Source organism: Pseudomonas sp. GNP014, assembly GCF_054344005.1.
In genome coordinates this window covers 4,770,322-4,783,395 of sequence record NZ_JBTGUS010000001.1, presented here as the reverse complement: position 1 = coordinate 4,783,395, position 13,074 = coordinate 4,770,322, and the positions used below count along the sequence as shown (strand labels likewise).

Here is a 13,074-nt window from a genome sequence, read left to right as displayed (position 1 = left end):
TCAAGTGAAGGTGTGTCGGCTCATGGGCAGGCTGCGCACCCGTTGTCCGGTCAGCGTTGCCACTGCATTGGCGACGGCCGGCGCGACGGCGGGCAGCGGCGGTTCACCGATGCCGCCCATTTTTTCTCCGCTCTCGATGACACGCACGTGAACCCGTGCCATCCGCGCCGGCGGCAGGATCTGATACAGGTCGTAGTTGCGCGCCCGGGGCTTGCCATCCACCCACACAGCCTCTTCCACCAGCGTCTGCGACAGCCCCAGCGCCACCGCGCCATTGACCTGAGCCTCGACGATTGCCGGGTTGACGATGCTGCCCGGGTCAATCGCCTGCCAAATGTCGTGGACCTTGACCTGGCCGTGCTCGATGGACACCTCGGCGATCACCGCCGTCTCGGTGCCGAACGGCGAAGCCATGGCCACGCCGCGCGCACGCTTGCTGCCGTCCTCGGCGGTAAACGGCCCGCGCTTCCAGCCGCCCGAGAGTTCACCCACCGCCTGCAGCAGCGTGGTCAGCCGTTGATTGTCGCGCAGCAGATGCAGGCGCAATTCGAACGGGTCCTTGCCACCCTTGTCCGCCAGTTCGTCGAGGAACGATTCATAGAAAAAATCGTTGAGCGAATTGCCCACTGAACGCCAGTAACCGAGCATCGCCGGACCTTTGGCGTAGATCTGCGCGATCCGCTTGTTGGCGATCGCGTAGGACTTGCCCGACAACCCTTCAAGCGCCGTCGGGTCGAGTTTCTCGCCTTGCTTGCCGGCGAGGGCTTCGGTCGGGCCTTCGGTGGCACTGACCGCTTCGATTGCCAGCGGCCAGCCGTCGTTGTCCAGCGCCGCGCGGAAATTCACCGCCGCCACCGGACGCAGCACGTCACGCAGGAACTCCTCCTCACGACTCCAGATCAATTTGACCGGGCGGCCAACCGCTTTGGCCAGCGCGATTGCCTGGGGATACGGACTGGCCGAGTCGTAGAGGAAGTGCCGACCGAAGAACCCGCCCAGCAATGGCGAATGCAGCGTGATGCGCGACGGATCCAGCCCTGTGCGTTTGGCGATGTCCGCGCGGAACATGTCCGGCGCCTGGTTCGGCAGCCAGACCTCCAGCGAACCGTCCGGATTGAATCGGGCCAGCGCAGAAGGTGGCTCGAGTTGCCCGTGGTTCAGGTATTGGTTGTGGTAGGTGGCGTCGATCCGGGTTTTCGCACTCGCCAGAATGCCGGCCACGTCCCCTTGGTTTTCATCATCCCTGGCGGGGCCTTTGTCTTCAGCCAGTCGCTTGAACCAGGCATCGCTGGAAAAGTCGGCGGGCATCGGCCGCACCTGGCTGTCTGCGGCAGGTTCCTGCCAGTCGACCTGGATGGCTTCCACTGCACGTTTTGCGTGCCACCAACGTTCGGCGACCACCGCCACGGCACCCGGCAGGCGATGCACGGAATGCACGCCTTTCATGGCCTTGACCTGATCCTCGTTGCGCAGGTTGCCCACGGTCATCCCCAGGCGCGGTGCATGCTGGACGGCGGCATGCAGCATGTCGTCGACCTTCAGATCAATGCTGTAGAGCGCTTTGCCCGTGGACTTGTCATAGGCATCGAGGCGCTTCACGGGTTTGCCGATCCAGCGGAACTGACTCGGGTCACGCAGCTTCACAGAGGCCGGATCGGGAACCGGCAGATCCATCGCCTGCCCGGCCAGTTCACCGTAGGCCAGCGAGCGGCCCGACTTGGCGTGCACAACCTTGCCAGGCTCGGTGCTCAATTCGCTCACCGGCACCCCCAGCTTTTGTGCGCCGGCCTGCAACAGCATGGCGCGGGCGAGGGCGCCTAGGCGGCGCATGACCGGGTAACTCAGGCGCACCGACATGCTGCCGCCGGTGATGCGCATGCCGTTTTCCAACACCACGTAGGCTTCGCCGGGCGGTGCGGCTTCGACCAGGAAGGTCGACGGGTCGGCATCCAGCTCTTCACCGACAATCTGTGCCATCGCGGTGAACGTACCTTGCCCGCCCTCCATGAACGGGCAGAGCAGGCGCACGCGATTGTCCGGGCGGATTTCGAGAAACGCCGGGACCTGCGTGCCGCGTTCGGCGGTCGCCGCCGCTGCCGCCGCTTGCACGCGGGTGGCACCCAGCGGCAGACCGAAGCCGAGCACCAGGGCACCGACGGCGGTGCCGGTGAGGAAACGTCGGCGCGACAGATTGACCGGATCGTGCAGAGCCAGGGCCGATGCTTCCAGGGACGGATCAATACGAACGGTCATCAGGCGTCTCCCTTGCCGGCCAGCTCATGCACGGCGGCATGAATAGCGTTGTAGGTGCCGCAACGGCACAGATTGACCATCGCCGCTTCGATCTGTGCGTCACTCGGCCTGGGGTTCTGTTTGAGCAGAGCGGTGGCGGCCATCACCTGCCCGGACTGGCAATAGCCGCACTGGGCGACCTGCAGATCGACCCAGGTCGAGACAACCCGTTTGCCCACTTCATCGGCCTCGATGGCCTCAATGGTGGTGACCTCGCGGCCGACCACACCGGCCACTGGTGTGACGCAAGAGCGCACCACATTGCCGTCCACCAGCACCGAACAGGCGCCGCATTGCGCCAGGCCGCAGCCGTACTTGGTGCCGGTCATGCCCAGGTCATCGCGGATCACCCACAGCAAGGGCGTATCGGCGTCGGCATCGACCTGATAGGTCTTCTGGTTGATTCGTAGTTCCATGGCTCACCCGCTTGATCATCGGTTGACGTGCGTTGTTATAAGCAGTGACACGCAGCGAGGCGTATCACCGGAAAAGTGTGTCGTTCGCTCAACTCGCCGCACTGCCGAGCGTCTCAGCCTCGAAAGGCTGGCCACGCAGCAACGAGATGTCACGGCTGGGCGCGGTGCCGAACAAGCGGCCGTATTCGCGGCTGAACTGCGAGGGGCTTTCATACCCGACGGCAAACGCCGCGCGCGACACGTCCAGACGCTCCATCAACATCAGCCGCCGGGCCTCGTTGAGCCGCAGCCATTTCTGGTATTGCAGTGGACTCATACCGGTGAGCTGGCGGAAATGGTGGTGAAAGGTGGGTGCGCTCATTTGCACCCGCGCCGCCAGTTCATCAATGCGCAGGGCAGCGCTGAAGTTGACCTTGAGCCAGTCGATGGCCTTGGCAATGCGATAACCCTGGCCATCGACGGCGGTGATCTGCCGAAGCCGTGCGCCTTGATCGGTGTGGAGCAGCCGATAGTGGATCTCCCGCAGGATCAGTGGCGCCAGCACCGGGATCGCCTCGGGTTCATCGAGCAATGCCAGCAAGCGATCGAGCGCACCTTCCAGGGTGGATGACATGTTGCCAATCGCGGCGCCTGACGCGGTGGAGGGCTGCCGCTTCGCCGGCAAGCCCACTTTGGTGATGACCTCGGCGAGCATGCTGACATCCAGTTTCAGCACCAGCCCGACGCAGGGCTGTGCAGGGCTGGCACGCAGCACTTCGGAGTTGGCGGGCAAGTCCAGCGAGGTGACCAGAAACCGCGAATGGTCGTAGCGATAGCCCTCGCCACCGACCCACAAACGCTTTTCCCCGCGACCCACCAGAATCAGGCTCGGTTCGACCATGCACACGACCGGGGGCGCCGGTTGATCGCGACGAAACAGCGACAGCCCGGGGATGGCCGTGGCGAAGTCGCCCGGTGCGCTCACGCGCGGGTCAATGTTCAACGCCAATGGAGATTCATGGCGCAGCGGTGTGTCGATCATGGCGGCTCACTCCTGTTGAGCGAACTGTAATCCGCTGCCGAGGTGTTTCCTATCCATCACCCTGCATCCTCAGAGGATCAGGCAAGCATTCAAGAGGAATGCACTAGGGCAGAGGTGGATCGACCGGGAGAATGTGTCGAACTGTTACGGGGGAAGTGCTCATGTGAGCAATCAATTGCTCGCCCCCTGCGCATCACCCCCTCATGTTTTTTGCACCACAGGTAGTTCCCATGACTGTTCTCTCTACAGAAAAACGCGGCTGGAGCGCCGTGCTGGCGATGTCGCTGGCCGCATTCGCCCTGGTCGCTTCCGAGTTCATGCCCGTCAGCCTGCTAACGCCGATTGCCGCTGAACTGCACATCACGGAAGGCCAGGCCGGGCAGGGTATTTCCGTATCCGGAGCATTCGCCCTGATCACCAGCCTGGTGATTGCCGCGGTCGCCGCGCGTGTCGAGCGCAAGAAGCTGTTGCTGTCCCTGACCTTGTTGATGATCGTCTCGGGGACGATCGTCGCGTTCGCGCCGGGCTACCCCTCATTCATGTTCGGGCGTGCCTTGATCGGCATCGCCATCGGCGGTTTCTGGTCACTGTCGGCGGCGACCGCGATGCGCCTGGTGCCGTCCGATCAGGTGTCCCGCGCGCTGGCCATTGTCAATGGCGGTAACGCGCTGGCGACGGTCATCGCCGCACCTGCCGGCAGCTTCCTCGGCTCGTTGATAGGCTGGCGCGGCGCATTTTTCTGCGTGGTTCCGGTCGCCGCGCTGGCGGCCGTGTGGCTGCTGATCAGCCTTCCGTCTTTCAAGGCCGAGCGCCAGGCCGGCAGCGGTAACGCCCTGCGCCTGATGACACGGTTGCCGGTGGCGCTGGGAATGATCGCCGTCAGCGTATTTTTCATGGGCCAGTTCATGCTGTTCACTTACCTGCGTCCGTTTCTTGAAGGAGTCACCGGCGTCAGTGTTTCAACCTTGTCGTTGATGCTGTTGGGGCTGGGACTGGCGGGCTTCATCGGGACCTTTGTGATCGAAAGGTTCATCGGCAACGGCCTCTATCGCACACTGACGATCATCCCGCTGATCATGGCGGCCATCGCACTGGCGCTGGTGAACTTCGGCGCATCGCCGTTGCTGACCGCCGTCCTCCTCGGACTGTGGGGGCTGGTCGCGACTGCCGCGCCGGTTGGATGGTGGACATGGCTGGCGCAAACACTCCCGGATGATGCCGAAGCCGGCGGCGGCTTGCTCGTGGCCATCGTGCAACTGGCGATCGCCGCCGGGGCAATCATCGGCGGCCTGGCCTTTGATCTGAGCGGCTACAAAGCCACCTTCGAACTCAGCGCTACCGTATTGGTCGCCGCCGCCGTACTCGCCTGGCTGGCGGGGCGCAGCGCCACTGAAGTGCACCTGCCCGAATCGAACGCGACAGCCTGAGGCGATCAGCCTCCGCTCAGCGGATCTGCCCGAAGCCGCCGTGTGCGGTTTCGCGCTGTATGCGCAACGGGGCAATCCGGTGGTGTACTACCGAAACTTCCGGCGCTCAGGGGAGCTTGTTCACTCGCGGCGGTTTGTTTCAGAGAGCGAGCGACGGGCGGCGGTGGAAGGGGAGGTTGAGGCGTCTGCAGGCAAGCGAGTGATGGTGCGACACCGCCCTTATTGAGCCAATGAGCGAAGCTTGTACGATCAGCTAATCTTTGAGCACTGTCGGCGCTTATGGCGATTCAAGTGAATGAAAATGAGCTTCAGGGATGACCTCGTCTGTTCAATGGTTTTGGTGGCGCTTGTTCTGGCATACGCCTCGGGTGCCGGGAACACGCTCCACTTAGGCTACTGGTACCTCACGCTGGTACCAGTGGTGACCTTGCTTCCAGGCCTGATTCTACGTGCTCGGGCCCTGTTCCTAACGGGAGCGACAGCCGCAGCGGCTGTTACGCTTCTGGTCTATATGGCGATCATATCCAGCTCGGGCCGTGATGGCGGCCTCGTTGGGCTGGGGCATTTGTTTTCTGTCCCGGGCATGGTCGTTGGCACCAGTGTGTCTGCTTGGTTATTGAGATTCCGTGTGAATGCGACATTGCCGTGGGTCGTCGCGGGCATCGCATTTTTGGGAGCCGGCTTCGGTTTCATCATTGCCCAAACTATTGTGTGCACCACCGCTGTGGACTGCGGTGCATTGTCGATGAGGGTGTGGAATTAGGAAGAGGGCTCCAAAGAGTGGCTTTCAGAGAGCGAAGATTTTGCACTCTCGGCCTGTTTAGATCCTCATTTCCCGGGTTTGGTGTTCTTGCGCGTCTACTTGGGTTCAACGTCAGATGACGACTGCGACTGGCAAATAAATGGATCTTTGTTGGTCCTCCCTAGCCAGGTTGAGCGCTTTGCAAAAGACTTGTCCGCAATTTAACGGTGCGGTCGGACTCAAGTCTTTGAACCGCAAATGTACAAACTGGCGTGTGGGTTGCTAGCGTTTTTAGCGGCAGCTTTCGGCCAAAAGCGGTCGTTGGAGATGTTCACAAAACCGCGGGTAATTCAAAACTTTGATATTGAATGTCTTCAGCGTTATGTAAATTTGCTTTGACGAAGAAAGAATAGGTTTAAGGCCACCCCTGAAAGCCAGCGCTTTCTGGCAAATTTGTAAATGCTTGCACTAGGGGGGATAGGCTCGAGATGGGATTTTTAGATTTTTTTAAATGTTGGCGTTGAAGTACTTGCGCGCCAAGAGCGTGGTAACGTTGATTCATACGAAATTCAGCAACAGTGTTTGTCCAGCCTGCCGATTTTTTACCATTACTCCAACACTTAGCATCGTCTCCAACCCGTGAACAAACACGGTCCTCAACGAGACGGTGAACATCATGAGCCTGAAGAAAATCGCGCTGGTTTTAATGCTTGGCAGTTTCGGTGCACACGCATTCGCCGATAACGCGGACGCGGCGAACATCCCGATCGAGATGTACAGTTCTTCGACAAATCTCGACATTGAGCACGTCATCTCCATCACCGAACCGGCGAACGAATGCGCCCCGGTGCCGGTGCAGATGACCTACGAAGATTCCCATGGCGAGCGCCACGTTCTGCAATATCAAGTGATGGGCACTGGCTGTTCCAGTTGAGTCCGTTGCAGAGAATGGAGGGTCGACACTCCCTATCTGCCGCGCTCAGAGGTTTTTCGCTCCGACGATGTCTTCATCCGATGCCAGCAATTGCGGGATCGACTGCTTAAGAAACTCCACCCAGGTCTTGATCTTCGCATCGACGAACTTGCGCGACGGATAGATAGCGAACAGGTTCAACTCCTCCAGCCGGTATTCCGGCAACACCCGCACCAGGGTTCCCGCCCTCAAACCATCCACGGCCGAAGCAATCGGCTGAATGCCGATGCCCATGCCTTTTCTGATCGCGATGGTCATGCCGTCAGCGGTGTTGATGTGGAAGGGCGATACGGGAATGGTGATGGTTTCCATGCCTTCGGGCCCTTCGAATGTCCAGTTTTCCACCGGCATCACCGTGTTGACGATGCGCAGGCACTCGTGTTCGCAGAGTTCGCCGGGTGTTTGCAGCAGGCCGCGTTTGGCTACGTAGGCGGGCGAGGCGCAGAGGATGCTGTAGGTGATGCCCAGACGTTGCGCGACGAAGCCGGAATCCGGCAGGTCGCGAGCCAGCACGATGGACATGTCGAAGCCTTCTTCGAGCAGATCCGGGACGCGGTTGGTCAGGGTCAGGTCGAACATCACCGTAGGGTGGATTTCGCGATAGCGAGCGATGGCGTCGATCACGTAGTGGTTGCCGATGGCCGACATTGCGTGGATCTTCAAGCGGCCGACGGGCAGGGTCTGGGCGGTGCCGGCTTCTTCGTCGGCTTCGCGCACGTCGTCGAGAATTTTTTCGCAGCGCTCCAGATAGCGTACGCCGGCTTCGGTCAGAGCCAGACGCCGGGTGGTGCGGTTAATCAGCCGTGTGTGCAGACGCGCTTCAAGGGCGGAGATGGCTTTGGAGACGTTGGTGGTGTTGGTGTCCAGCAGCTCGGCAGCGGCAGTGAAGCTGCCGCTTTGGGCGACGGCGATGAAGAAGCGCATGCTTTGAAAGACGTCCATCGGTGTCGTCTCAACAGTCAGTTGGAAAGAGTATAGGGGCGACCTCACAGGAGGCCGCCCCTTTGCCATGTGTCACTTCTTGCGGGGGATGAAACCGGGTACGCCGGTCTCGACCACCGAGTTGAAGCGGATTCGCGTCGTGATCTCTTCCTTGATCTCGCGCATCGCCCGGTGCGGCAAGGTCGCGATATCGAAGTTTTCCTGAATCCGGCTCGGGTTCGCCGAGGTCGTCAGAAACGCCGTGCCCCTCTGCACCGCCCAGGCCAGGGCCACTTGCGCCGGGGTTTTCTGTACGTGCCGGGCGATACCAGTGAGCACGGAATCCTCGAGCACATTCGGCTCCATGCCATGCCCCAGCGGGGCGAAGGCGAGCAGGATGATGCCGTGTTCCTTGCAGAACTCCAGCATCTCCCACTCGGGCAAGTACGGGTGGGATTCGATCTGCACCACCGCCGGTTTGATCCGTGCGGCGGCGACGATGTCCTTGAGCGCATCGAGGGTGATGTCGGAAAGGCCGATGGACCTGCAGCGACCTTCATCCACCAGCGCTTCGAGCGCACGCCAGGTGTCGATCAAATGGGTTTCGCCATCGTAGATCACGTGCCCGAACACGTCCCGTGGGTCCTGATCGTCGCCGGGCTGAAAGGCGAACGGCGTGTGGATCAGGTAGCAGTCGATGTAATCGACCTGCAGACGCTGGCAACTGGCTTCAAACGCTGGTTTCACCCGCTCGGGGCGATGGTTGGTGTTCCACAGTTTGGTAGTGACAAACACGTCTTCGCGGCGGATCTGGCCCGTCGCAAACACCTGCGCAAAGGCCTCGCCGATCTGTGTTTCGTTGCGATAGCGCTCGGCGCAGTCGAAGTGGCGAAAGCCCACTTCCAGCGCGCATTTGACCGCTTCGGTGGTGGTGCTCAAGTCGCGAAACAACGTGCCGAATCCCACGGCCGGCATCAAGCCTGCGCCGTTGTTCAGCGGTAGGCGGGTGTCGCGAAGTTCATCGTGAAAGGCTTCGTAGGTCATGTCGTGTCTCGGGTATCTGCCGTTAAAGAAGGGATGAGGTCTTGCGGGTGGCGAGCTTCTGGTCGAGCACACGCACCGAGTTGCCGCCGAGCGCCACGAACAGGCGCACCGAGTCGAGATAACGCGCGGTCTTCACCTGAATCTGCCCGAGCAGCGCTTGTTGGTAGGCGCGTTCGGCTTCCAGCACTTGCAACAGGCTGGTTTCACCCTGGGTGTAGGCCTGGCGATTGAGCCGCAGGCTGGTGTCGGCGGCGCGCAAGGCGTCGTCCTGCGCCACGTTTTGTTCGGCGCCGTGGTTGAGCGCCTGCAAGGTGTCCGCGACCTGGCCGAAGGACTGAATCACCGTCTGTTGATAGCGGGCGAGTGACGCGTTGTAGCCTTCGACGGCGCCTTCGCGTTCAGCCTTCAAGGTGCCGCCATTGAAGATCGGCGCCGTCAGGCCGGCGGCAAATCCCCAGAGTGCGGCGCCGCCATTGCCCGACGCGGCTTGCATCAGCGAGGCCGACAGCTCGACATGCGGGTAAAGATTGGCGGTCGCGACACCCACCGCAGCGCTGGCGATGTGCAGTTCGGATTCAGCCTGGAGAATGTCCGGGCGGGTACGGGCCATTTCCGAAGGTAGGCTGACCGGGATGTTTGACGGCAGGGCGAATTCGTCGAGGCTGAAGTCCGGCGCAATCCAGTCCGCCGGGCCCTTGCCGGCCAGAATCGATAATGCATGACGCGCCGCATCGCGCTGCTGGGCGAGGGGCGGCAGCAGCGTGCGATCCTGGGCGAGCCGGGTTTCGGCCAGCGAGACTTCGATTTGTGTGGTGCTGCCGCTCGCCTGGGCCCGGCGCACCAGATCGAGGTTTTTCGCATCGTTGGCCAGCAGGGTTTCCACGGCCTGGATCTGCGCGTTGGCCGACGCCAGCAGCAATGCCTGGCTGGCGACGTCGCCGGTCAAGGTCAGCCACGCAGCTTCGTAGCGATGCTTTTGCAGATCGGTCAGCGCTTGCTGCTGTTCGACCGCGCGTTTGTTGCCACCAAAAACATCCAGATCGAAAGCGACCCGTGGCCCTATCCCATAGAAATTCGAGACCACCGGTTGCGGCCCATTGTGGGTGCGCTGGCGCCCGGCCGAGGCAGCGAAATCCACCTGCGGATAAAGCACACCTTCCGCCGCCGCGACTGAAGCGGCGGCCTGACGAAGGGTGGCGTCAGCGGCGGCCAGTTCGAGGTTGCCGTCGATGGCGCGGCGCACAACCTGATCGAGTTTTGGCGAGCGAAACGCCGACCACCAGTCTCCGTTGATCCGCCGGCCCATCGCAAAATGCTGTTCGGCCGCTTGATCGTAATGCTGCGACGGGCTCTCGGCAGGCCGCTTAAAATCAGGGCCGACGGTGCAGGCGGACAACATCACCAACATCGCCAGCGGGGTGAAACGCATAGAAGCTTTCATGGTTCAGACTCCACGTTATCAGTTGGCCGCGACCGGCTTGCGCAGGAACATCACCAGCGGACTCACCACGAGCATCGCCAGCATCAGAATCTTGAATTGGCCCATCACCGCGACGAACGCCGCCTGGTGGGTGATCAGATGGTTGAGGCCTTCGAGCGCCGGCAACGACGTCGGCATGGCCACGCGATAAGGCGTCAGCTGACTGACCAGCGCCGAGTGCATCGCCTGGGTGTTGTTGAAGAAAAAGATCTGCACCACGGCCACGCCGAGGGTGCTGCCGTAGACCCGCATCAGGTTGAAGAAACCGGTGGCTTCCGGGCGCAATTTCGGGTCGATGGTGCTGAACGCGGTCTTGCTCAGCGCCGGCATCAGGATGCCCAGACCGACGCCCTGGATGAACCCGGTGACGGCCACGGGCGTCCAGTCCATCAGCGGCGAATAACCGAGCATCAGCCAGTTGGCGTACACCACCAGCGCGATGCCGGCGGCAACAAACAGCCGAGCGTCGATCCACGCTGCCGCGCGCATCATCAGCAAAAATGCGCCCACCAGTCCGATGCCGCGCGGGACGGTCAGCAACCCGGTAGTGTCCGGCGGATAACCGAGGATTTCATCGAGCATCGGCGAAGTCAGGGCCATGGTCGACAGCAACACGAAGCCCAAGGCGAAAAACATCACCGTCGACAGCATGAAGTTGCGGTCGCCGAACAAACCCTTGCTGAGAAAGTGGGTCTTGCGGGTCAGCGCATGGACGACGAACAAGTACAGGCCGAGGGCGCTGGCCAGCGCTTCGATCCAGATTTCCGGCGAGTCGAACCAATCCAGCCGTTCGCCGCGATCGAGCAACATCTGCAGGCCGATCATGCCGACCGTGAAACTGGCGAAACCGAAGAAATCGAACGTCGGACGCGGGTCTGCTTTCTTCTCGGCGAGCAGCAATGTCACCACCATCAGGATGTACGCAGTCAGCGGCAGGCTGAGGTAGAACATCGGGCGCCAGTCGAAGTACTCGCAGATCAAGCCGCCGATGCTCGGGGCACTCACGATGCCGAACAGCACCAGCGCCGTCCATTTCGGGCCGAAGGCGGGGCGCTTTTCTGCTGGCAACGTCTCCAGGGCGATGGCCATCGACAGCGGTGCAATCACGCCGCTGGCCAGACCTTGCAGGATGCGTGCGCCGATGAATTCCAGCGGTGTGCCGGCCAATGTGCCGAGCCACAGACCGAGGGCGAACAGCACCAGTGCCGTCTGGTAAACCCGCTTCAACCCAAGGCGTCCGGCGAGCCATTGCGCGACCGGCATCGTGATCGCGCTCGCGGCCAGATAAGACGTGAAAATCCACCCGGCCTGATCGTCGGTCATCGACAGACTGCCCTGAATCAACCGCAGCGCGGCGTTCGGCAACGGCAGGTTGGCTGACTGCATGTAGGTGGCGAGCAGTGCGACAAACCGCAGTGCCCGCGCATCGGCTGCTGAGCTGTTCATCACGAATTACCCGCAGACAACAACGACTTGAGCGGATGCCACCAGGGCGAGCGATGCCCGGTGTCGACTTTGACCGTGGCGCTGGTGCCGGAGAACAGCGGCAGGGCAGGGTCGCTATCGTCCAGTTCCAGACGCACCGGCACCCGCTGCACCACCTTCACCCAGTTGCCGGTGGCGTTCTCCGGCGGCAGCAGGGCGAAGTCGGCACCGGCGCCGGGGCTCATGCTGATCACGTGCGCCTTGAGCGGGCGATCCGGGTAGGTAGCGAGGGTGACGGTCGCGGTCTGACCGGGGCGCATGTGGGTCAACTGGGTCTCGCGAAAGTTGGCCTCGACCCAGATTTCCCGGTCGGAAATCAGCGCAAACGCCGGCGCGCCGTTGTTCACGTAATTGCCCACCTGCAAATCATCGACCTTGGCGACGATCCCGTCGTCCGGCGCCGTGACCGTGGCGTAAGACAGATACAGCTGCGCTTCATTGAGCTGAGCCTTGGCCTCGCGCACGGTCGGGTGATTGTCGAGGGCGATGTCCGGATTCCCGTTCAACGCGACGACGGTGTTGGCAATCTGTTGCTCGATGGACGCGATGCGCTGGCGCGAGACCTTCAGGTCGGTTTCGGCGCGCTCGTAGAGGGCCTTCGACACGAACTCGGTGGCGATCAAGGCTTTCTTGCGGGCGAACTCCTTCTGGTCGTATTCCGCCGAGGCTTTCGCCGATTGCAGCTCGGCTTGCTGCTGGCGATAACTGGCCTTGAGCCCGTCGATGCGCAGGCGTGCGTTGGCCAGTTGCGCTTCGGCCCGGTCGACGGCGATCTGCAACGGCTTGGGATCGATTCGAAACAGCACCTGGCCTTTGCGTACTGGCTGGTTGTCGTCGACCGCGATCTCGACCACTTGCCCGGAAATCCGTGCGTTGATCGAGGCCTTGGCCACACGGGCATAGGCGTTATCAGTGGAGACGAAGGGCTCGTTGGCAACGTACTGGCCGTAGCCAATCGCGGCGAGAAGCGCCGGGACGCCGAACATCAACACGGGTCGCAGCTGCTGCTTGAGCGATTTTTTCGGCGGCGCGTCGACGGGGTGAGCGCGGGCTTGTTCTGCGGTGAGATCTAATGGCTGATTCATGAACGGCTCTCTCCAAAGTGCTGGGCGGCGTTGAATGCGGTGCGTCATCAAGTCAGTGCGCGGTGCAGGAGGGGTGCTCTGTTGCCGCTGTTTCGTCGTCGCCAGCCTCGGTTCGAGCGCTGTTACAACAAACCTGCCGATCAAGGAATTTCTGATTCCTTAATTTTGTGCGATGGTGTAAGAATATG

The 13,074-nt window shown here is 61.7% G+C and carries 11 protein-coding genes; 3 read left to right on the top strand and 8 right to left on the bottom strand.

Annotation, left to right across the window (positions count from 1 at the left end; genetic code table 11):
• From ACXX9E_RS21565 to ACXX9E_RS21555, 3 genes are all read right to left on the bottom strand, one after another.
• Entirely contained in the window at positions 1–2,253 is a 2,253-nt protein-coding gene (locus ACXX9E_RS21565; RefSeq protein WP_458556148.1) for a xanthine dehydrogenase family protein molybdopterin-binding subunit, read from the bottom strand.
• On the bottom strand, positions 2,253–2,708 hold the full coding sequence (locus ACXX9E_RS21560; RefSeq protein WP_123462932.1) for a (2Fe-2S)-binding protein: 456 nt from the start codon (positions 2,706–2,708) through the stop codon (positions 2,253–2,255). The genes ACXX9E_RS21565 and ACXX9E_RS21560 overlap by 1 nt, the downstream gene beginning before the upstream one ends.
• Before the next feature lie 88 nt (positions 2,709–2,796).
• Positions 2,797–3,729: an AraC family transcriptional regulator gene (locus ACXX9E_RS21555; protein ID WP_123462934.1), complete on the bottom strand. Its 933-nt coding sequence runs from the start codon at positions 3,727–3,729 to the stop codon at positions 2,797–2,799.
• 230 nt (positions 3,730–3,959) lie between these two features.
• On the opposite strand from ACXX9E_RS21555, the gene ACXX9E_RS21550 reads away from it, so the two are divergent.
• The 3 genes from ACXX9E_RS21550 (at position 3,960) to ACXX9E_RS21540 (ending at position 6,832) form a co-directional block, all read left to right on the top strand.
• Positions 3,960–5,156 carry an MFS transporter gene (locus ACXX9E_RS21550; RefSeq protein WP_458556147.1) on the top strand — a complete coding sequence of 399 codons (1,197 nt, stop codon included), beginning with the start codon at positions 3,960–3,962 and terminating at the stop codon, positions 5,154–5,156.
• A gap of 295 nt (positions 5,157–5,451) precedes the next feature.
• Entirely contained in the window at positions 5,452–5,919 is a 468-nt protein-coding gene (locus tag ACXX9E_RS21545; RefSeq protein ID WP_422495710.1) for a hypothetical protein, read from the top strand.
• Positions 5,920–6,574: 655 nt separating this feature from the next.
• Positions 6,575–6,832 (top strand): DUF2790 domain-containing protein, encoded by a 258-nt coding sequence (locus ACXX9E_RS21540; RefSeq protein WP_422495709.1) that lies wholly within the window; start codon positions 6,575–6,577, stop codon positions 6,830–6,832.
• Positions 6,833–6,877: 45 nt separating this feature from the next.
• Here the strand turns inward: ACXX9E_RS21540 and ACXX9E_RS21535 are convergent, their stop codons facing one another.
• From ACXX9E_RS21535 to ACXX9E_RS21515, 5 genes are all read right to left on the bottom strand, one after another.
• A complete protein-coding gene (locus ACXX9E_RS21535) occupies positions 6,878–7,813 on the bottom strand; it encodes a LysR family transcriptional regulator (RefSeq protein WP_422495708.1) in 936 nt (311 codons plus the stop codon).
• Positions 7,814–7,885: 72 nt separating this feature from the next.
• Positions 7,886–8,836, bottom strand: a complete 951-nt coding sequence (locus ACXX9E_RS21530) for an aldo/keto reductase (RefSeq protein WP_422495707.1) — start codon at positions 8,834–8,836, stop codon at positions 7,886–7,888.
• 22 nt (positions 8,837–8,858) lie between these two features.
• A complete protein-coding gene (locus tag ACXX9E_RS21525) occupies positions 8,859–10,277 on the bottom strand; it encodes an efflux transporter outer membrane subunit (RefSeq protein WP_458556146.1) in 1,419 nt (472 codons plus the stop codon).
• A gap of 18 nt (positions 10,278–10,295) precedes the next feature.
• Positions 10,296–11,762, bottom strand: coding sequence for an MFS transporter (locus ACXX9E_RS21520; RefSeq protein ID WP_458556145.1), 1,467 nt, complete (start codon positions 11,760–11,762; stop codon positions 10,296–10,298).
• Complete coding sequence (locus ACXX9E_RS21515; RefSeq protein ID WP_422495704.1) at positions 11,762–12,886, bottom strand: HlyD family secretion protein; 1,125 nt, start codon at positions 12,884–12,886, stop codon at positions 11,762–11,764. The genes ACXX9E_RS21520 and ACXX9E_RS21515 overlap by 1 nt, the downstream gene beginning before the upstream one ends.
• Between the last annotated feature and the right edge of the window lie 188 nt (positions 12,887–13,074).